Genomic DNA, 18095 nt, shown 5'->3' with positions numbered 1-18095 from the left:
GGTTGTTGTACCGAGGATCTGGCAGGAATCGCCGGTACACGGATCCGGAGCTCCCCGCTGTGGGACCGGCCGCCGCGGCTTCCCCCCGACGCGGTGCCGGTTGTGGGACTCCGCCGGGGGAGCGGCCCGCCCCCCTGGGGCTGCTCCCCCTCCATGCTCCGTACTCAAGGCGTTGGTGGTCATCGGCCGGAGTACGGAGCTTTTCCGTGCCCGGCCGCCGGGCCGCACCCGCACTCAGTAGTCACGGGACGCGGGCGGCGGGAACGGCCCGTCCGGTTCGTCCTCCCCCTCCTGCGGACGGGACAGGTACGGGCGCCGGGTCATGCTCTCGCTGCGCGACCAGGTCCGGTAGGCGGCGGCGGACTCCGCCCGGCCCGGCGACAGCCATTCCGCCTCGGCGGACCGGAAGGCCCGCAGGGGGTCGCGCCCCTCTCCCGCCGCCTCGATCAGGTCGAGCACCATCCGGGTGGTGAGGGCTGCCGTGAGGTCCCGCGTCGCCTCCTCCGCCCCCCAGCGGACGACGGTCTCCGCTGCCCGGGTGAGGCCCTCCGCGCTCGCCGTCGGAAGGGCGAGGGCCAGCGCTGCGCGCACGATCTCGACGGCGTCCTCGGAGCGCACGGTCACCGCCTCTTCTCACAGACGATGCACAGGCCCGACCGGCCGGAGATCTTGAGCGTGATCAGGCTTGCGTTCCGGACCTGGCGCAGACACTCGTGCCGGTCGAGGTGGGCGTACTGCTGGGTCGACATCATGTCGCGGACGAACACCTCCCAGTGGTCCTGGGCGCGGGCCCAGTCGTTGCGGTGCGCCACCCTGACCCAGGCGTCGACGAAGTCCTGCTCGCCGTAGCTGCCGTGGAAGTAGGGGACGAGGTCGTCGATCAGGCCCGGCGGCCTGAGCCGCTGCCCCATCGGCCGCCGCCGGAAGAGGGTGCGGGTGGAGACCGACTTCACCCTGCTGATGCGCTGAGCGATGACATGGCCCGCGAAGCCGCCGAGAATCGCCGGCACGAGCAGCCAGCCCACCAGCGACGCCAGCCACAGGGGCAGGTGCTTCGGCGGGTCGATCAGGGTCAGCGTGCGGTACACGCCGCCCGGGCTCGCCGTCCGGACGGCGAACAGGTAGAGCGCGAAGAGCGCCGCCGCCATCGGCAGGCACCAGTCGATGATCCACTGACTGGTGCCCTTGAGCGCCTTCCGGGAGCGCCAGGTCCGACGGATCTGTCGGAGGAATCCTCGGCCGTGGGACGGTAACTTCAGATGTACGGGGATCGGAATGGGTCCGACGGTCACGTCCGCTCCTTCGGTGTCCGCGTCGTTGCCTCCGATCATTGCCGTCGCCCACCGCCGCATCCGCGCGAAGTGGGTGACTGTTACCGGATTCTGATGTACCGCCGCGGAGGGCCGCCGTGAAGGAGCCGGCCGGGACCGGACCCCGGCAGCGCACGACGAAGGGCCCGTCCGGATCGGACGGGCCCTTCGTTCAGCTGGCGGTAGCGGTGGGATTCGAACCCACGGTGAAGTTGCCCCCACACACGCTTTCGAGGCGTGCTCCTTTGGCCGCTCGGACACGCTACCGAGAAAGACTGTACCGGACGGCGGCGGCGGTCACGAAATCCTTTGGCCCAGGCCGGGGCGATGGCCGTCGAAGAAGGCCCGGAGCTGCTTGCCGCAGTCGTCCGCGAGGACGCCGGGGATCACTTCGGGCCGGTGGTTGAGGCGGCGGTCGCGCATCACGTCGAAGAGCGAGCCGGCCGCGCCGGCCTTCTCGTCCAGGGCGCCGTAGACGACGCGGTCGATCCGGGACAGCACGATGGCGCCCGCGCACATGGTGCAGGGCTCCAGGGTGACGACCAGGGTGCAGCCGCTCAGCCGCCATTCGCCGACGGCCCGGGCGGCCTCGCGGATGGCGACCACCTCGGCGTGCGCGGTCGGGTCGCCGACCGCCTCGCGCTCGTTGTGGCCGCGCCCGAGGACGGCGCCGTCCGGGCCGAGCACGAGCGCCCCGACCGGTACGTCGCCGGTGGCCGGCGCGAGGGCGGCCTCGGCGATGGCGAGGCGCATCGGCGCCGTCCAGCGGTCGCGTACCGGGTCGGGGCGGACGGGTGCGGGCAGCGGGGCGATCTGCATGCCCCCAGTGTCCGGTATCGCCGGCGGGCGCCGGTACCGGACACCGCGCGGCGGCTACCGCACGGCCTCCAGGATCTCGCCGCAGCCCAGGGCGTCGGCGATCTCGGCCAGTGCGTCGCCGGGCACCGCGCCCTCGCCGCTCAGGTCGAGCAGGTCCTTGGCGGCGAGCCCGAACTCGACGAGCACCTCGGAGTCGCCCAGCGGGCCGACCGGCACCCCGCCGGGGCCGACGGCCGGGCCCTCGTCGTCCTCGGTGTCGTCGTCCCGCTCGGAGGCCTCGGCCTCGTCGTCGAGTTCGGCGACCAGGTCGTCCAGGTCGTCGAACTCGCTCTCTCCGGCCTGTTCCACCAGTTCGTCGGTGAGGACGGATCCGTAGGAACTGCGGGCGGCTGCGGCGCCGTCCGAGACGAAGATCCGTGGGTCCTCCTCACCGTCCACGCGGACGATGGCGAACCACGCGTCCTCCTGTTCGATGAAGACCAGCACGCTGTCGTCGTCCTGTGCCGCTTCGCGGGCGAGGTCGGTCAGGTCGGCGAGGGTTTCGACGTCGTCGAGTTCCGTCTCGCTCACATCCCACCCGTCCTCGGTGCGAGCAAGCACTGCAGCGAAGTACGCCACCAGGGACACTCCCAAGATTGGTCTCGGCTGTAGGCGATCCCGGGCGGATGCGGTCCGGCCGCCCCCGCGCCAGGGGCGGTCCGCCGTTCGGACCGTCCCCCCGGAATCGTGACAGAAAGCCCGCCGTTGCGGGGGGTGTTCGGCAGCGCGTCTTCGCAGGTCGTGTCGGAAGAATCGGGCCGGGGCCCCGATATCGGGCGACACGCCGTCAGATCCGGAAGGTTCGCATCCGCATGGCCTCGCGCATCCGGCGCTCCTTGGTGCGCCGCGGCTGCACCCGGGCCCGCAGTTCGCGGGCCTCGGCGAGTTCGCGCAGGAACAGGGCGCGTCGCTTGCGCCGTTCCGTCTCGGTCTCGGGGTGCTCCGGGGCCGCCCGCTCGGGCCCGCCCGACGGCCCGTGGGGTTCGTCCGTCGAGCCGCGCCCGGCCTTCGGGTTGCTCGTCATAGGGTCTGACCTTCCCAGATCCGCCGGATTGATACCACAGCAGTGGCAGCGGGCCGGGGATTCGCGGTGTGTCACGGCGTGCCGCCCCTGGGTGACGGAACGCCCCCACCGGCCCGGGGGCCGCGCCGGTGGGTCGTACGCCTGTCCGCCCGCGGTTATGGTCGAGACATGCGGATCCACGTCGTCGACCACCCCCTGGTCGCCCACAAGCTCTCCACCCTGCGCGACGAGCGCACCGACTCACCGACCTTCCGTCGCCTCACCGACGAGCTGGTCACCCTGCTCGCGTACGAGGCGACCCGGGACGTCCGCACCGAACAGGTGGAGATCACCACGCCGGTCGCGGTCACCACCGGTACCCGCCTGAGCTACCCGCGGCCGCTGGTGGTCCCGATCCTGCGGGCCGGCCTCGGCATGCTGGACGGGATGACCCGGCTGCTGCCGACGGCCGAGGTCGGCTTCCTGGGCATGGTGCGCAACGAGGAGACCCTGGAGGCCTCCACGTACGCGACCCGGATGCCCGACGACCTCTCCGGCCGCCAGGTGTACGTGCTCGACCCGATGCTGGCGACCGGCGGCACGCTGGTGGCGGCCATCCGGATGCTGATCGACCGCGGCGCCACCGACGTCACCGCGGTCGTGCTGCTGGCGGCGCCGGAGGGCGTCGCCGTGATGGAGAAGGAGCTGGCCGGCCTGCCGGTCACCGTCGTCACCGCCGCGGTCGACGAGCGGCTCAACGAGAACGGCTACATCGTGCCGGGCCTCGGTGACGCCGGCGACCGTCTCTACGGCACCGCGGGCTGAGCCCCGCACCCGCCCGCCTGCTGGTACCGCGAAGGCCCCCGGGTGACCGGGGGCCTTCGTGCTGTGCGCCTGTGCGGGTGTGTTCAGCAGCTTCCGTTGACCGGCGAGGCGGTCGGTGTCGGCTTGGTGGCCAGCGCGAGTGCGGCGGCGGCCTGGGTCTCGTCGAGCAGGGCGTTGTAGCTGTCGCCGATCACGAAGTCGACGCTGGCGTCGGTCCGCGCGTCGGGGGTGCTGGTGGCACCGGCGATCTGCGAGCTGAGCAGCGTCATGGCGCCGAGGGCGGCCGGGCCGCCGACGACGGTCGCGGTGCCGGGCACCTTCTTGTCGAGGGCGGTGGGGGCGTTGCCGACCTTGCCGATGACGAAGCCGCGCTTCTTGAGCTCGTCGGCGGTGCGGGCGGCCAGGCCGGCCTTGGCGGTGGCGTTGTAGACGTTCACCGTCACGCTCTGGGGCTGCGGGACGGCGCCCGGGTCGACCGGTGCGGCCGGGGTGGCGGCGGTACCGGGCGGGGCGTCGGTGGCCGGGGCGGCCAGGGGTTTTCCGGCCACGGTGGCCGAGGGGGACGCGCAGGCCTGGGCGGAGGCGTGCTTGAACTTGCCGCTGAAGATGTCCACCAGCTGTACGCCGCCGAGGCCGATGAGCGCCAGGGCGAGCAGGGAGCCGATCACCGCGAGGATCTTGCGGCTCTTCTTGGGGGGCCTGCCGAGCCGCGGATACGCGGTGCCGGTGACCCGGTACTGCTTCCCCTTCAAGCCTTGGGGAGTCAACATGCTCACGGTTTGTCTCCCCCTCGTGCCAGGGCGGGGTTCGGTGACGGGTACGGCCGGATGGGCGGAGCGCCAGGGAGATTTCGGCCGTAGTCAGCAGACTAGTGCGGGACCGCTCCGAAGGTACTAAAGGATCATCATCTGGAGTACGGCGGCACCCGAAAGGATGTACGGGCCGCCTGGTGGGAGCAGCTCCGGGCGCGCGGCAGCGGGCCTGCGGGCAGGGCCCGCAGGCAGCCGGACGGACGGGTGGGGAGTGGCGGGCGGAGCCGTCACTCCATGTCGAGGACCCGGGCGTGCAGCACCTGACGCTGCTGCAGGGCAGCCCGGACGGCGCGGTGCAGCCCGTCCTCCAGGTAGAGGTCGCCGCGCCACTTCACCACGTGGGCGAAGAGGTCTCCGTAGAACGTGGAGTCCTCCGCCAGCAGGGTTTCGAGGTCCAACTGCCCCTTGGTGGTCACCAGCTGGTCCAGCCGCACCGGTCGTGGGGCGACGTCCGCCCACTGGCGGGTGCTGGTCCGGCCGTGATCCGGGTACGGCCGCCCATTGCCGATGCGCTTGAAGATCACACGGAAAGCCTACCGTTTGGGTGGCCGGTGGCGCAGCAGACGCGGCCCGGCCGGACTTCCTTCAGGTGGCCGACCTGCATCGATGCCCCGGAGTGCGGGCGAAATGTTCCCCCGTGAAGGGGCCTGTCGGAGACGGCCCGCGGGCGATTGCGGTTGTTTCATGGGATATGTCGCGATCGTTGCTCAGCCTGCCCAGGAGCGTGCCCCGATGACAACCGACGAGACGACCGGCCCGCTGCCCGCCGCCGTCCGGGAGATCGCCGACGGCTACGCCTTCACCGGGCCCGCCCTGGACCTCGGCGCCGCTCTCCAGGGAGCCACGGCCTACCCGGCCGCCGCCGTCCGGATCCCGCTCGGGGTGCTCAACCGGCACGGGCTGGTGGCCGGGGCGACGGGCACCGGCAAGACCAAGACGCTCCAGCTGATCGCCGAACAGCTCTCCGCCCAGGGCGTCCCGGTGTTCCTCGCCGACATCAAGGGGGATGTCTCCGGCATCGCCGCGCCGGGCACCCCCGGTGACCGGGTCGCCGCCCGCGCCGCCGACGTCGGGCAGACCTGGACGCCGCGGGGCTGCCCGGCCGAGTTCTACGCGCTCGGCGGCCAGGGCACCGGAATCCCCGTCCGAGCCACCGTCACCAGCTTCGGGCCGCTGCTGCTCTCCAAGGTCCTCGACCTGAACGAGACCCAGGAGTCCTCGCTCGGACTGGTCTTCCACTACGCCGACAAACAGGGCCTGGAGCTCTACGACCTCAAGGACCTCACCGCGGTCATCACCTTCCTCGCCTCCTCCGAGGGCAAGGAGGAGCTGAAGGGCATCGGCGGCCTCTCCGCCGCCACCGCGGGCGTCATCCTGCGCTCCCTGACGGTGCTCGACAACGAGGGCGCCGGGGCGTTCTTCGGCGAGCCCGAGTTCGACACGGCCGAACTGCTGCGCACCGCCGCCGACGGCAGGGGCCTGGTGTCCGTCCTGGAGCTGCCCGCCGTGCAGGACCGGCCGCGGCTGTTCTCCACCTTCCTGATGTGGCTGCTGGCCGACCTGTACCAGGAGCTGCCGGAGGTCGGCGACCTCGACCGGCCCAAGCTGGTGTTCTTCCTCGACGAGGCGCACCTGCTGTTCGAGGGCGCGTCCAAGGCCTTCCTGGAGGCGATCACCCGGACGGTGCGGCTGATCCGGTCCAAGGGCGTCGGGATCTTCTTCGTCACGCAGTCCCCGAAGGACGTCCCCGGGGACGTGCTCGCCCAGCTCGGCAACCGGGTGCAGCACGCGCTGCGGGCGTTCACCCCGGACGACGCGAAGGCACTCAGGGCGACCGTCTCGACCTTCCCGAAGTCCTCGTACGACCTGGGCGAGGTGCTCACCTCGCTCGGCACCGGCGAGGCCGTGGTGACGGTGCTCTCCGAGACGGGCGCGCCGACCCCGGTGGCGGCGACCCGGCTGCGGGCCCCGCAGTCGCTGATGGGCCCGCTGGGGGCGGACGCCCTGCTGGCGGCGGTGGACGCCTCGCCGCTGACCGCGCGTTACCGCGACGCGATCGACCGGGAGTCCGCGTACGAGAAGCTGGCGGCCCGGGCCGCCCGGCCGGAGCCGCAGGACGCGCCGCCGGCGGCCGGGGCGGGTCGGCCCGGCCCGGAGCAGGCGGAGCGGGCGGAGCAGGCGCCGAAGGACGGCGGCGGGCTGCTGGGCTCGCTGCTGGCCAACCCGGCGCTGAAGTCCTTCGCCCGCTCGGCCGGCTCGCAGCTCGGCCGGGAGATCTCCCGCAGCCTGTTCGGGACGTCCCGCAGGCGGCGGTAGGGCCGGTCAGCCGGCCAGCGCGGCGCCGATCCGGTCCATCGAGGAGAGCCGCATCAGGCCGTAGTTGTAGAACTCGACCTCGGGGACGCCGAGCGAGCGCAGCACCTCGATCTTGGCGGCGAGGTTGGCCGGGCCGTCGCAGTCGGAGGCCATCGGGCGCAGGATCACCGCCATGTCCTCGGGCCGGACGCCGTGCAGCGCGAACGCGGCGACCTTCTCGCGGACGGCCTCCGGGGTCTTCGCGTAGCCGAGGGTCTCGATCTGGTGGGCGGCCTTGGCGAGGGCCGGCAGGTCGATGCCGGAGAGCCAGCCCTTGCCGGGGCCGCCGCCGTCCATGAAGGTCAGCCGCATGCCGTGCTGCGCGGCCGCCTCCGCGACCTCGGCGGCCAGTGAGGTGACGGTCGACGCCGAGGCGTCGACGTACGCGGCGACCGCGCCGCCGGCCAGCTCGTCCAGCGGGGTCTGCTCGGCCGCGGCGCTCTCGTCGGCGAGGCGGCGGCGCAGCTCGTCCCGGACGGCGTCGCGGACCTCCTCGGCGGGGACGCCCGCGCGCACCGCGTTCGCCCGGCAGTGGTCGCAGAAGCAGATCCCGAGCAGGGCCTCGGCGAGCGGGCCCAGCTCCTCGAAGTAGCGCTCGTGGTGGTAGCCGTGCCGCAGGCCGTGGAAGTGCAGGGACTCGGCGCGGATCGCGTCCACGCCGTACCGGGCCAGCTCGGCCACCAGCGTGGTCGCGTACTCGCGGACCTCGGGGTTGGCCGGGCACAGCTCGGTGAGGTGCCGGTCGCCGAAGGCGTTGGCGGGGGCGCAGTCGGGGTGCTGGAAGCCGAGCCGGTCGTTGTGGCAGAAGACTGTCCAGGCGTGCAGCTTCAGGCCCCGGCGGCGGGCCTGATCGGCGGCCTCGGCGAACGGGTCGCGGTCGCCGATCGCGGTGGACGGGGCCGGGGCGAGCCGGCGGCCGGCCCAGCGGGCCGGGTCGGGCCGGAAGTACGCGGCGCCGGGCTCCAGGTACCGGATCACCCGGCCGGGGTTGTGCGGGAAGACGTCGCGGGCCTCGTGGTAGACGGCGGCGAGCGTGACGCCGCCGACGCCGGCCCGGTCGGTGAGGTTGCCGAAGAACGTGTCGGCGCCCTCGTCGATCAGGTCGGTGGCGAAGGCGAGGACGGACGACTCCACGGTGCGGCTCCGGAGCAGGGGGGTACAGGTGCCCTCACGCTAACCCGGCGCCCGGCATTGGTCTATACCTTGAGAGGTCAGATGCCGAGGTCGTCCAGCTCTTTCAGCAGGTCGGCGCGCGTGCTGCGGGTCTGCCCGGGCACCGGGGCGGCGGTGGCGGGCCCGGCCTTCGCCCGCCGGTCGCGGAAGACCCAGGCACCGGCGAGCCCGCCGAGCAGCCCGCCCAGGTGGCCCAGCCAGCTGATGCCCGGGTCGCCCGGCACGACGGCGAGCAGGATGTAGGCGTAGGACGCGCCCAGCAGGACGCCGATCGCCGTGTCGAGCAGGTTCCGGTCGAAGATCCCGCGCAGCACCACGTAGCCGAAGTACCCGTAGACGACGCCGCTGGCGCCGACCGTCACGGTGCCGGCGTCCTCCAGCAGCCAGACCGCGCCGCCGCTGGTCAGCACCGTCAGCAGGGTCAGGGCGAGGAAGCGGCGCATGCCCCGGTAGGCGGCCAGCACGCCGAACACGAAGAGCGGGAACGAGTTGCTCTCCACGTGTTCCCAGGTGCCGTGCAGCAGCGGCGCGCTGAAGACGTCGCCGAGTTCGCCGACCTGGCGCGGGTGGATGCCGTAGTCCCGCACCAGCTGGTAGTCACCGGTCCAGTTGGCCAGCTGCACCAGCCAGATGACGGCCAGTGCGCCGGTCATCACGATCAGGGCGGTGCGGGCGCCGATGATCACCCGGGTGAGGGGACCGGTGGAGGCGGTGCTGCGTTCCGAGGCCATGCCCAGACTGTAGAGCGGCGTGCACCCGGGGCGGGAGGGGGGAACCCTAAAGTGGGGACGGCCCAGGAGCCCCCATCGAAAGGTGACCCATCGTGAGCGCCCGTCCGCCGCTTCCGTACGACTTCCTGCCGCAGGTGCCGTCCTTCGGCCTGACCAGCCGTGACATCACCGACGGTGAGGTGCTGCCCGCGGAGTTCGCCCACGGCGGCGGCAACCTCTCCCCCCAGCTGGCGTGGTCCGGCTTCCCGCCGGAGACCCGCGGCTTCGCCGTCACCTGCTTCGACCCGGACGCGCCCACCGGCTGCGGCTGGTGGCACTGGCTGGCCCTGAACCTGCCCGCCGACACCACCGAGCTGGCCCGCGGCGCCGGCGCCTCGGACGCGGACCTCCCCGGCGCGGCCTCGTTCCACGCCCGCAACGACTTCCCCGGCCACCGGTACGACGGCGCCGCGCCGCCGCCCGGCCCGGCGCACCGCTACGTCTTCACCGTGCACGCGCTCGACGTCCCCGCGCTGGACGTCACCCGCGACACCCCGGCCGCCCAGATCGGTTTCAACCTGTCCTTCCACGCCCTCGCCCGGGCCTCCGTCGTCGTCGGGTACAGCTCCTGACCGGCGCTCAGCCGGGGCCGCCCGCCGTGGCGCGGGCGGCCCTGGCGCCCAGCTCGCGCAGGTAGCCGGCCAGCTCGGGCGGCTCGTGCACCTCGAACTCGCAGCCGAGCATGACCAGCCGCATCGCCAGCCACTCCAGCTGGTCGGCCCGGCTGTGCAGCCGGCAGCTGTGCTCGTCCAGGGGCACCACCTCCTCGACGCCGGAAAGGCGCCGGGCGGCCTCCTCGGCGGGCATCCGGAGGGTCACCACGGCCCGGTAGGTGGGGGTGAGCCGGGAGAACTTGGCGGCCACGTAGGCGGCGGCGTCCTCGGCGGGCAGTTCACGTGCGGGGGCGCGCGCGCCGGTGGCGAAGGGCTCGCTGATCCGGTCCACCCGGAAGATCCGCCAGTCGTCCCGGTCGTTGTCGTACGCGACCAGGTACCAGCGGCGCCCGGCCGAGACCAGCCGGTGCGGCTCCACCAGCCGTTTGCTGTCGGCCCCGTCGACGGCCCGGTAGCCGAAGCGCAGCCGCTCGCGGTTGGTGATGGCGGCGGCCAGCAGGGTCAGGTCCTCGGGGTCGACGGTGGGCCCGTCGCCGGTCAGCAGCGGGACGGTGGCCTCGTTCAGCGCGCTCACCCGGTGCCGCAGCCGCGACGGCAGCACCTGGACGAGCTTGGCGAGCGCCCGCAGCGAGGCCTCCTCCATCCCGACCACGGCGTGCCCGGCCGCCGCGCGCAGGCCGACCGCGATGGCCACCGCCTCCTCGTCGTCGAGCAGCAGCGGCGGCATCGCGGCGCCGGCGACCAACCGGTAGCCGCCGACGGCGCCCATGGTGGCCTGGACGGGGTAGCCGAGGTCGCGCAGCCGCTCGATGTCGCGCCGGATCGTGCGCGGGCTGACCTCCAGCCGCTCGGCGAGTTCGCTGCCGGGCCACTCGCGCGGGGTCTGCAGCAGGGACAGCAGATTCAGCAGTCGTGCCGGGGTGTCCGTCATGGGGCCAGCATGCCGGACAAGGAGGACAGGATCTGACCTATATCGCCCCTAGAGTCGGGGACGTGCCCCGGACAGTCAAGGAAAGGCAGCGTGCGATGACCGCCGCAGCAGTACCCGCCGACACCGAACAGGCGGCGGTCTCGGCCGACCGCCGTCGCTGGATCGCCCTCGCCGTCGTGATGATGGCCTCCTTCATGGACCTGGTCGACGTCACCATCGTCAACATCGCCATCCCGAGCATCCAGCAGGACACCGGTGCCTCGTTCAGCGCCGTCCAGTGGGTCACCGGCGGGTACGCCCTGGCCTTCGCGATCGGGCTGATCACCGGCGGCCGGCTCGGCGACATCTACGGCCGCAAGCGGCTCTTCCTGCTGGGGATCGGCGGCTTCACCGTCGCCTCCGCGCTGTGCGGCCTGGCCACCGGGCCGGAGATGCTGATCGCCACCCGCGTCCTGCAGGGCGGCACGGCCGCGCTGATGGTGCCCCAGGTGCTGTCGATCATCCACGCGACCTTCCCCGCCCACGAGCGCGGCAAGGTCTTCGGGATGTTCGGCGCGGTGGTCGGCCTCGGCGCGGTCTCCGGGCCGCTGATCGGCGCGCTGCTGACGCAGTGGGACCTCTTCGGCCTGCAGTGGCGCCCGATCTTCCTGATCAACCTCCCGGTCGGCATCGCCGGCCTGCTGCTCGGCCGCCGCTACATCGCGGAGTCCAGGGCCGAGAAGGCCCTGAAGCTGGACCTGGTGGGCATGGCGCTGGCCAGCGCGGGCCTGCTGATGCTGCTCTACCCGCTGACCCACGGCCGCGAGGCGGGCTGGCCGCTCTGGGGCTACCTGTCGATGGCGGGCAGCCTGCCGGTGTTCGCGCTGTTCGTCCGCTACGAGCAGGCCAAGACCCGCCGGGACGGCTCTCCGCTGGTCGAGCTGACGCTGTTCCGGGTCAAGAGCTTCGCCGCCGGGATCGGCGTCCAGCTGACCTTCGGGATCGTCTCGGGGATCTTCTTCCTCGTCTGGACGCTCTACATGCAGATCGGCCTCGGCTGGAGCGCGCTGCGGGCCGGTACCACCGGCATCCCGTTCTCGATCGCGGTCTCGGTCGCCGCCGGGATGTCCGTGCAGAAGCTGGTGCCGAGGTTCGGGCGCAAGGTGCTCCAGGCCGGCGCCCTGGTGATGGCGGCCGGCGTGCTGCTCTACATCTGGGAGGCCGACCGGTACGCGGCCGGCATCCAGCCCTGGCAGATGGCGCTGCCGCTGGTCGTGATGGGCGCCGGCATGGGCCTGATCGTCGCCCCGATCACCGAGGCGATCCTCTCCGAGGTGCCGCGCGAGCACGCCGGCTCGGCCTCCGGGCTGATCAACACGGTCGGCCAGCTCGGGATGGCGCTCGGCCTCGGCCTGGTGTCGGTGGCCTTCTTCGGCGCGATCGACGAGCACGTGGCGCCGCAGGCCATCGGTACGGAGTTCACCGGCGGTTTCATCCACGCCATGTGGTGGGTCGCCGGGGTGCTGATGGCGGTCTTCGCGCTGATGTTCGCGCTGCCCGGGCACTCCGCGGGCACGGGGGAGCACGCCGAGGCGGAGGAGCCGGTCGAGCGGGAGGCCGTGCTCGTCCCCTGAGCCCCGCCCTCCTGCGGGCCCCTGGAACACACCCGTTCCAGGGGCCCGCTCGCGTTGTCGGCGCCGCGGCGGACACTGGGGCGGGGGCCGGACGGCGAGGCTGGTGGACCGATGGCACAGGCGGGCGGGAGCCGCACGGCGGTGGAGTCCTCGGCGCTGCGGTCGGTGGGCTACGACGCGGCGGCGCGGCTGCTGGAGATCGAGTTCGTGAGCGGCGCGGTGTACGCGTACGCGGACGTGCCCCCGGCGGTGCACCGGGAGCTGATGGAGGCGCCCAGCCACGGTCGCTGCTTCGGGCAGGTCGTCAGGGGCCGCTACGCCTACCGGCTGCTGCGCCCTCCCGGAGTTGCCGGGCGGCGCTCAGGTGCACCAGAAGATGACCCGGGTGCAGGTGGGCGAAGGCGACGGTGACGGGACGGCCGTCGGCGTGGGGCTCGGTGCGGCCGTCGGCGTGGCGCCGGAGGTCGGCGTCGGTGCGGGCACCGGGGGCGTCGGCGCGGGTGGCGCGGGCGGGGCCGTGCTGCCGGACGTCGGCGCCGTGCTGCCGGGAGCGGGCGCGGACGCGCCGGGCGCCGCGGAGACGGAGGCGGACGTGCTGGGGCTCGGGCGGGCCGGGGTGGCCGTGCCGCTCGGCCGGGCGGTCGCCGTCGCGGCCCGGCTGCTGGGCGCGCCGGGTGCGGGGGCGACGGCATCGGCGGTGCCGACCGGGGCGGACGGCCCGGCGGTGGCCGCGGTGGCGGGCGGCGGCGGGGCACCGCCGGTGTCGCCGGTCGCGAGGGCGGTCGCGCCCAGCCCGGCGAGCACCAGGGCCGCGGCGGCCGTCACGAGCAGGCCCCGGCGGCGCTGCGGGCGGCGCCGGCCGGCCGCGCGCCGGGCCGCCCGGGCGGGCGGCGGGGGTGCGGGTACCGGCCCGGCCTCGGGTACGGCGGGGAGTGCTTCGGTCGGTGCGGCGTCGTCCGGGTTCTGCCACCGGCCGGCCGGGGGAGCGGCGGCCGCGTTCGCGGCCCGTCCGCAGCCGGGGCAGGACAGGGCGCCGTTGAGATGCCGTCGGCATGATGCGCAGTAGTCCACGAGATCTTTCCGTCCGTGCGGCGCGGCAGGAGGCCGCCGCCGGCACCGGGGCCCGCACAAGCTCGGGTCTGTACGCGTGAGCCTAGGCAGCCCGTCCGTCCGGGGGACAGGCGTTCCTGTGAGACTTCTGCGGAGATTGCATGGACGCGTCAGTGCGACGGGTAGGTGCAGGTCGGGTAGGTGCAGGTCGGGTCAGGTCTTCTTGGCCGCGCGCTTCGCCTCCTGCTTGAAGGCCCGGACCTCGGCCAGCGACTGCGGCCCGGTGATGTCGGCGACCGAGCGGTGGCACCCGGCCTCGCCGTACGGGCCGGCCGCCTCCCGCCAGCCGTCCGGGGCCACCCCGAACTGCTTGCCGAGCAGGGCGAGGAAGATCTGCGCCTTCTGCCGGCCGAAGCCCGGGAGGTCGTTCAGCCGGGTGAGGAGCTCCCCGCCGCTCTCCACGCCCTGCCAGACCGCGGCGGCGTCCCCGTCGTAGTGCCCGACCAGGTACTGGCAGAGCTGTTGCAGCCGCTTGGCCATCGAGCCCGGGTAGCGGTGCACGGCGGGCTTCTGCGCGAGCAGTGCGGCGAAGTCCTCGGGGTCGTGGGCGGCGATCTCCCGCGCGTCCAGGTCGTCCCTGCCCAGGCGCTGCGCGATCGTCCAGGGCGCGGTGAACGCCCACTCCATCGGTACCTGCTGGTCGAGCAGCATCCCCGTGAGGGCGGCCAGCGGGCTGCGGCCGAGCAGTGCGTCGGCCTCCGGCTGCTGGGCGAGCCGAAGCGTGATGTCCATGGTCACCAGTCTCCCGCAGCGGGCTGCCGCAGGCCCTGCGGCGGCGCGCGGTCAGGGCGTGGCGGGCGGCCCGGCGGCGGCGAGGACGGTGCCGAGCAGGCCGGGGAACCGCCCGTCGAGGTCGTCCAGGCGCAGGCTGGTCAGCCGCCGGTTGCCGTCCTCGCGCTGGTGGATCACCCCGGCGTCGCGCAGGACCCGGAAGTGGTGGCTGAGGGTGGACGGCGCGACGTCCACCGGGAAGGTGCCGCAGGCCCGCTCGGGGTCGCCGTGCAGGGTCTGCACGATGGTCATCCGGGTCGGGTCGGAGAGTGCGTGGAGCACGTCGAAGAGGTCGACGTCGGCGGCGTCGGGGTGGGTCAGCGGGGTGCGGCGCTGGTGCGAGCGGGGCATCGGTGCTCCTGGTCGGGCGGGCCGGAGGTATTTCGACAGTCATCGTACAACATGTGCTATGAATTACGTCGTACGTCGAACATCGAACTAGTGCGGGGAGCCCAGTGATGCGCGCTTTGGTGATGACAGCTCCGGGGGGAGCCGAGAACTCCGAGGTCCGGGAGGTGGCCACGCCCCGGCCCGGACCGGGCGAGATCTCGGTCGACGTCGCCCACGCGGGCCTGAACTTCGCCGACGTGATGGCCCGGCGCGGCGACGCCGGATACGCCTCCGCCTGGCCGTACGTCCCCGGCATCGAGGTGGCCGGCACCGTCCGGGAGGTCGGCCCGGGCGTCGAGGGCCTGGCCGTCGGGCAGCGGGTCGCCGCCGTCACGCCCGGCGGCGGCATCGCCGAGGTCGCGCTGGCCCGGGCCGAGGTCACCGCCCTCGTACCGGACGGCGTGCCGCTCCCGGCCGCCGCCGCCGCGCCCACCGGCCTCGCCACCGCCCTGCTGCTGCTCGCCGACGTCGGCCGCTTCGCAGCCGGTGAGACCGTGCTCGTGCACTCCGCCTCGGGCGGCATCGGCGCGGCCCTGGCCCGGCTCGTCCCGCTGCTCGGGGGCGGGCGGCTGATCGGCACCGTCGGGCGCCCGGACAAGGTGGCCGCCGCCGAGCGGGGCGGCTACCACGCCGCCCTCGCCCGGGACGGCCGGGACGACGCGCTCGCCGCAGCCGTCCTGGCGGCCAACGGCGGCCGGGGTGTGGACCTCGTCCTCGACCCGCTGGGCACCGCCGCCCTCGACCTGGACCTCGCCGTCACGGCGCCCGGCGGCCGGATCGTGCTGTTCGGCAACGCGGGCGGCGCCGCCCCCGCACCGCTGCCGCCCGCCGGGCGGCTGCTCGGCGGCAACCTCACCATCAGCGGCTTCAGCCACCGCGGGCTGGTCGCGGCGGCGCCGCACCGGGTGGCGGCCGCGCTGCGCCGCACCCTCGCCCTGCTGGCCGAGGGCCGGCTCGCGCTGCCCGTCACCGAGGTCGCCTCGCCGGCCGGGGTGCCCGCCGTCCACGACCTGCTGGCCGCCGGCCGGGGCGCGGGCAAGTACGTGGTCCGGCTGGGCGGGGAGGCCTGACCCCTAGGGGCAGGGCACCCGCGACCGCGGTACCCGGGGGCGGCCGGGTACCGCGGTCGCGGTATGCCGGGTGTCTGCGGACGGGTGACGACAACGCGCGCCCCGGACGGCAGGGTTGGACAGACCGGGGAGAAGGCCCGCGGCCCCTGCGGGCCGGGGCGTCGGACACTGCCGTCCGCCCCCGACGTACCCGAGGCGCCGAGACACGCCCGACCCCCTGGAGAGCGAATGTCCGTCCTTGCCCGCTGGTGCCATCGGCACCGGCTCGTCACCGTCCTGCTCTGGGTGGGCCTGCTGGTGGGCCTCGGCGCGGTGTCCGGCGCCATCGGCACCAAGTACAGCGACAGCATGTCGATGCCGGCCACCGAGTCCAGCAAGGCGATGGACCTGCTGAAGGCCGGCATGCCGGCCGCCGCCGGCGACACCGACACGGTCGTCTGGCACACCACCGGCGGCTCGGTGAACGACGCCGCGACCAAGGACCGGATGAGCCGGGCCCTGGAGGAGATCTCCACCAGCCCGTCCGTCGCCTCGGTGGTCAGCCCCTACTCCCCGCAGGGCGCGCTCCAGGTCAGCCAGGACGGCGCCACCGCGTACGCGCAGGTGACGTTCACCGGCAACGCCCACGACATCCCCAAGGCCGACGTCGAGCACGTGGTCGAGCTGGCGAAGCAGGCCGGCACCGACGGCCTGGACGTCCAGCTGGGCGGGCAGGCGATCCAGAACACCGAGAGCGAGATGGGCGGGACCAGCGAGATCATCGGCATCGTCGCCGCGCTGATCGTGATGACGCTGGTGTTCCGCTCGATCTGGGCGGCCGCGCTGCCGATCCTCACCGCCGTGGCCGGCGTCGGCACCGGCGTGGTCGGCACCGGCCTGCTCAGCCACGGCATGTCGATCGCCTCGGTCGCGCCCACCCTCGGCGTCCTGGTCGGCCTCGGCGTCGGCATCGACTACGCGCTGTTCATCGTGAACCGCCACCGCAAGGGCCTGATGGCGGGCCTGAGCGTGCAGGACTCGGTGGCCAAGGCGCTGAACACCTCCGGCCGCGCCGTGCTGTTCGCCGGCCTGACCGTGGTGATCGCCCTGCTCGGCATGCTGATCCTCGGCATCGGCTTCCTCAACGGGATGGCGATCTCCGCAGCGCTCACGGTGACCCTCACCGTGCTGGCCGCGATCACCCTGCTGCCCGCGATGCTCGGCATGCTCAAGCTGAAGGTGCTCAGCCGGGCCCAGCGCAGGCAGCTCGCCGAGCACGGCCCGTCCGAGGTGCACGCCTCCGGTTTCTGGGCCCGCTGGGCCGCGAAGGTGCAGGCCCGGCCGACCGGCAAGGCGCTCGTCGCGCTGCTGCTGATGGTCGCCGTCTCGCTGCCGGTGCTCTCGCTGCGCCTGGGCAGCTCCGACGCGGGCAACAACCCGAAGTCCACCACTTCCCGGCAGGCGTACGACCTGATGGCCGGCGGCTTCGGCCCCGGCTCCAACGGCCCGCTGCTGCTGGTCGCCGAGGCGTCCACCGCGCAGGACAAGGCGGCGCTGGACAAGCTCGTCACCGAGCTGAAGGGCCTGGACGGCGTCGCCCAGGTGGCAGCGGCGCCGATGCAGCCCGGCCAGGAGGTCGGGACCGTCCGGGTCGTGCCCACCACCTCCCCGCAGTCCGTCCAGACCTCCGACCTGATCACCGAGCTGCGCGAGCACGTCGTCCCGCAGGCCGAGGCGGGCACCGGGCTGCAGGTGTACGTCGGCGGCGCCACCGCGACGGCGGCGGACTTCGCGGACGTCCTGATCTCCAAGCTGCCGCTGTTCATCGGGATCATCGTCGGCCTGGGCTGCCTGTTGATGATGGTGGCCTTCCGCAGCCTGCTGGTGCCGCTGATCGGCGTCGCGATGAACCTGCTCACGATGGGTGCGGCGTTCGGTGCGATCGTCGCGGTGTTCCAGTGGGGCTGGGGTTCCGAGGCGCTGGGGGTCGGCGCGGCCGGGCCGGTGGAGGCCTTCGCCCCGGTCATGATCATCGCGATCCTGTTCGGCCTCTCGATGGACTACCAGGTCTTCCTGATCAGCCGGATGCACGAGGAGTGGACGCACACCCGGGACAACCGCCGGGCCGTCCGGGTCGGCCACGCCGAGACCGGCCAGGTCATCACGGCCGCGGCCGTCATCATGGCCTGCGTGTTCGCCGCCTTCATCTTCGCCGGCCAGCGCATGATCGCCGAGTTCGGGCTCGGGCTGGCCCTGGCCGTCCTGCTCGACGTGCTGGTGCTGCGGATGGTCCTCGTCCCGGCGCTGATGCACCGCTTCGGCAAGGCCAACTGGTGGCTGCCGCGCTGGCTCGACCGGCTGCTGCCGCACGTGTCCGTCGAGGGCGAGCCCGACCCGGCCCCCGCCCCGGCCGCCGACCGGCAGCCGGCCCGCGACCGGGAGTTCGAGCCGGCCGACGCCGGCCGGCAGGGCGACCAGGGTGTCCGCGAGGACCCCCGCGCACCCGTGGGT

General features: G+C 73.6%; 20 protein-coding genes and 1 tRNA gene. 7 read left to right on the top strand and 14 right to left on the bottom strand.

Going from position 1 to position 18095, the window contains the following annotated elements; translation table 11 throughout:
- Nucleotides 1-234: 234 nt before the first annotated feature.
- The 6 genes from ACFUK0_RS22815 to ACFUK0_RS22790 all read right to left on the bottom strand — a co-directional run bounded on the left by ACFUK0_RS22815 (nucleotide 235) and on the right by ACFUK0_RS22790 (nucleotide 3192).
- On the bottom strand, nucleotides 235-624 hold the full coding sequence (locus ACFUK0_RS22815) for a hypothetical protein (RefSeq protein WP_380253029.1): 390 nt from the start codon (nucleotides 622-624) through the stop codon (nucleotides 235-237).
- The gene (locus tag ACFUK0_RS22810) at nucleotides 621-1292 is read right to left on the bottom strand and encodes a DUF6313 family protein (protein WP_380253027.1); all 672 of its coding nucleotides are present in this window, start codon (nucleotides 1290-1292) and stop codon (nucleotides 621-623) included. Before ACFUK0_RS22810 ends, ACFUK0_RS22815 begins: the two co-directional genes overlap by 4 nt.
- 195 nt (nucleotides 1293-1487) lie before the next feature.
- A tRNA-Ser gene (locus ACFUK0_RS22805) sits at nucleotides 1488-1577 on the bottom strand.
- 30 nt (nucleotides 1578-1607) lie between these two features.
- On the bottom strand, nucleotides 1608-2129 hold the full coding sequence (tadA, locus tag ACFUK0_RS22800; protein WP_380253025.1) for a tRNA adenosine(34) deaminase TadA: 522 nt from the start codon (nucleotides 2127-2129) through the stop codon (nucleotides 1608-1610).
- A 54-nt stretch (nucleotides 2130-2183) separates the two neighbouring features.
- Entirely contained in the window at nucleotides 2184-2747 is a 564-nt protein-coding gene (locus tag ACFUK0_RS22795) for a hypothetical protein (protein ID WP_380253023.1), read from the bottom strand.
- A gap of 208 nt (nucleotides 2748-2955) precedes the next feature.
- Nucleotides 2956-3192 (bottom strand): hypothetical protein, encoded by a 237-nt coding sequence (locus ACFUK0_RS22790; RefSeq protein ID WP_380253021.1) that lies wholly within the window; start codon nucleotides 3190-3192, stop codon nucleotides 2956-2958.
- 168 nt (nucleotides 3193-3360) lie between these two features.
- Between ACFUK0_RS22790 and upp the strand changes: the two genes are divergently transcribed.
- Complete coding sequence (upp, locus tag ACFUK0_RS22785; RefSeq protein ID WP_380253019.1) at nucleotides 3361-3996, top strand: uracil phosphoribosyltransferase; 636 nt, start codon at nucleotides 3361-3363, stop codon at nucleotides 3994-3996.
- Between the two features lie 83 nt (nucleotides 3997-4079).
- Here the strand turns inward: upp and ACFUK0_RS22780 are convergent, their stop codons facing one another.
- The gene (locus ACFUK0_RS22780) at nucleotides 4080-4748 is read right to left on the bottom strand and encodes a LytR C-terminal domain-containing protein (RefSeq protein ID WP_380253017.1); all 669 of its coding nucleotides are present in this window, start codon (nucleotides 4746-4748) and stop codon (nucleotides 4080-4082) included.
- A gap of 287 nt (nucleotides 4749-5035) precedes the next feature.
- Complete coding sequence (locus tag ACFUK0_RS22775; RefSeq protein ID WP_329927244.1) at nucleotides 5036-5332, bottom strand: type II toxin-antitoxin system VapB family antitoxin; 297 nt, start codon at nucleotides 5330-5332, stop codon at nucleotides 5036-5038.
- A gap of 208 nt (nucleotides 5333-5540) precedes the next feature.
- On the opposite strand from ACFUK0_RS22775, the gene ACFUK0_RS22770 reads away from it, so the two are divergent.
- Nucleotides 5541-7124, top strand: a complete 1584-nt coding sequence (locus ACFUK0_RS22770) for a helicase HerA-like domain-containing protein (RefSeq protein ID WP_380253014.1) — start codon at nucleotides 5541-5543, stop codon at nucleotides 7122-7124.
- Between the two features lie 6 nt (nucleotides 7125-7130).
- On the opposite strand, the gene ACFUK0_RS22765 is transcribed toward ACFUK0_RS22770, so the two are convergent.
- Together ACFUK0_RS22765 and ACFUK0_RS22760 are read right to left on the bottom strand one after the other, a co-directional pair.
- Complete coding sequence (locus ACFUK0_RS22765; protein WP_380253012.1) at nucleotides 7131-8297, bottom strand: hypothetical protein; 1167 nt, start codon at nucleotides 8295-8297, stop codon at nucleotides 7131-7133.
- Between the two features lie 77 nt (nucleotides 8298-8374).
- Nucleotides 8375-9067: a rhomboid family intramembrane serine protease gene (locus ACFUK0_RS22760; RefSeq protein WP_380253010.1), complete on the bottom strand. Its 693-nt coding sequence runs from the start codon at nucleotides 9065-9067 to the stop codon at nucleotides 8375-8377.
- 92 nt (nucleotides 9068-9159) lie between these two features.
- Between ACFUK0_RS22760 and ACFUK0_RS22755 the strand changes: the two genes are divergently transcribed.
- Nucleotides 9160-9678 carry a YbhB/YbcL family Raf kinase inhibitor-like protein gene (locus tag ACFUK0_RS22755; RefSeq protein WP_380253008.1) on the top strand — a complete coding sequence of 173 codons (519 nt, stop codon included), beginning with the start codon at nucleotides 9160-9162 and terminating at the stop codon, nucleotides 9676-9678.
- A 7-nt stretch (nucleotides 9679-9685) separates the two neighbouring features.
- Here the strand turns inward: ACFUK0_RS22755 and ACFUK0_RS22750 are convergent, their stop codons facing one another.
- Entirely contained in the window at nucleotides 9686-10651 is a 966-nt protein-coding gene (locus ACFUK0_RS22750; RefSeq protein ID WP_380253006.1) for a helix-turn-helix transcriptional regulator, read from the bottom strand.
- Between the two features lie 95 nt (nucleotides 10652-10746).
- On the opposite strand from ACFUK0_RS22750, the gene ACFUK0_RS22745 reads away from it, so the two are divergent.
- Both ACFUK0_RS22745 and ACFUK0_RS22740 read left to right on the top strand, forming a co-directional pair.
- Nucleotides 10747-12264: an MFS transporter gene (locus tag ACFUK0_RS22745; RefSeq protein ID WP_380253004.1), complete on the top strand. Its 1518-nt coding sequence runs from the start codon at nucleotides 10747-10749 to the stop codon at nucleotides 12262-12264.
- A 111-nt stretch (nucleotides 12265-12375) separates the two neighbouring features.
- The gene (locus tag ACFUK0_RS22740) at nucleotides 12376-12675 is read left to right on the top strand and encodes a KTSC domain-containing protein (RefSeq protein WP_380253002.1); all 300 of its coding nucleotides are present in this window, start codon (nucleotides 12376-12378) and stop codon (nucleotides 12673-12675) included.
- Here the strand turns inward: ACFUK0_RS22740 and ACFUK0_RS22735 are convergent.
- The 3 genes from ACFUK0_RS22735 to ACFUK0_RS22725 all read right to left on the bottom strand — a co-directional run bounded on the left by ACFUK0_RS22735 (nucleotide 12625) and on the right by ACFUK0_RS22725 (nucleotide 14496).
- Nucleotides 12625-13335, bottom strand: coding sequence for a hypothetical protein (locus tag ACFUK0_RS22735; protein ID WP_380253000.1), 711 nt, complete (start codon nucleotides 13333-13335; stop codon nucleotides 12625-12627). The genes ACFUK0_RS22740 and ACFUK0_RS22735 overlap by 51 nt on opposite strands.
- Before the next feature lie 192 nt (nucleotides 13336-13527).
- The gene (locus tag ACFUK0_RS22730) at nucleotides 13528-14106 is read right to left on the bottom strand and encodes an HhH-GPD-type base excision DNA repair protein (RefSeq protein WP_380252998.1); all 579 of its coding nucleotides are present in this window, start codon (nucleotides 14104-14106) and stop codon (nucleotides 13528-13530) included.
- A 51-nt stretch (nucleotides 14107-14157) separates the two neighbouring features.
- Nucleotides 14158-14496 carry an ArsR/SmtB family transcription factor gene (locus ACFUK0_RS22725; RefSeq protein WP_380252996.1) on the bottom strand — a complete coding sequence of 113 codons (339 nt, stop codon included), beginning with the start codon at nucleotides 14494-14496 and terminating at the stop codon, nucleotides 14158-14160.
- A gap of 107 nt (nucleotides 14497-14603) precedes the next feature.
- Between ACFUK0_RS22725 and ACFUK0_RS22720 the strand changes: the two genes are divergently transcribed.
- Both ACFUK0_RS22720 and ACFUK0_RS22715 read left to right on the top strand, forming a co-directional pair.
- Nucleotides 14604-15605 (top strand): zinc-binding alcohol dehydrogenase family protein, encoded by a 1002-nt coding sequence (locus ACFUK0_RS22720; RefSeq protein ID WP_380252994.1) that lies wholly within the window; start codon nucleotides 14604-14606, stop codon nucleotides 15603-15605.
- A gap of 228 nt (nucleotides 15606-15833) precedes the next feature.
- The coding region (locus tag ACFUK0_RS22715) for an MMPL family transporter (RefSeq protein ID WP_380252992.1) at nucleotides 15834-18095 on the top strand (2262 nt) is incomplete at its 3' end.

Origin of the sequence: Kitasatospora sp. NPDC057223 (assembly GCF_042669755.1) — a bacterium.
GTDB lineage: Bacteria > Actinomycetota > Actinomycetes > Streptomycetales > Streptomycetaceae > Kitasatospora.
This window is presented reverse-complemented; position numbering and strand designations above follow the sequence as displayed.

Excerpts from the sequence above, each read along its gene's own strand:
- ACFUK0_RS22740 (WP_380253002.1), top strand. The coding sequence starts at position 12,376 with ATGGCACAGGCGGGCGGGAGCCGCACGGCGGTGGAGTCCTCGGCGCTG.
- ACFUK0_RS22745 (WP_380253004.1), top strand. The coding sequence starts at position 10,747 with ATGACCGCCGCAGCAGTACCCGCCGACACCGAACAGGCGGCGGTCTCG.
- ACFUK0_RS22760 (WP_380253010.1), bottom strand. The coding sequence starts at position 9,067 with ATGGCCTCGGAACGCAGCACCGCCTCCACCGGTCCCCTCACCCGGGTG.
- ACFUK0_RS22725 (WP_380252996.1), bottom strand. The coding sequence starts at position 14,496 with ATGCCCCGCTCGCACCAGCGCCGCACCCCGCTGACCCACCCCGACGCC.
- ACFUK0_RS22770 (WP_380253014.1), top strand. The coding sequence starts at position 5,541 with ATGACAACCGACGAGACGACCGGCCCGCTGCCCGCCGCCGTCCGGGAG.
- tadA (WP_380253025.1), bottom strand. The coding sequence starts at position 2,129 with ATGCAGATCGCCCCGCTGCCCGCACCCGTCCGCCCCGACCCGGTACGC.
- ACFUK0_RS22750 (WP_380253006.1), bottom strand. The coding sequence starts at position 10,651 with ATGACGGACACCCCGGCACGACTGCTGAATCTGCTGTCCCTGCTGCAG.
- ACFUK0_RS22790 (WP_380253021.1), bottom strand. The coding sequence starts at position 3,192 with ATGACGAGCAACCCGAAGGCCGGGCGCGGCTCGACGGACGAACCCCAC.
- ACFUK0_RS22720 (WP_380252994.1), top strand. The coding sequence starts at position 14,604 with ATGCGCGCTTTGGTGATGACAGCTCCGGGGGGAGCCGAGAACTCCGAG.
- ACFUK0_RS22730 (WP_380252998.1), bottom strand. The coding sequence starts at position 14,106 with ATGGACATCACGCTTCGGCTCGCCCAGCAGCCGGAGGCCGACGCACTG.
- upp (WP_380253019.1), top strand. The coding sequence starts at position 3,361 with ATGCGGATCCACGTCGTCGACCACCCCCTGGTCGCCCACAAGCTCTCC.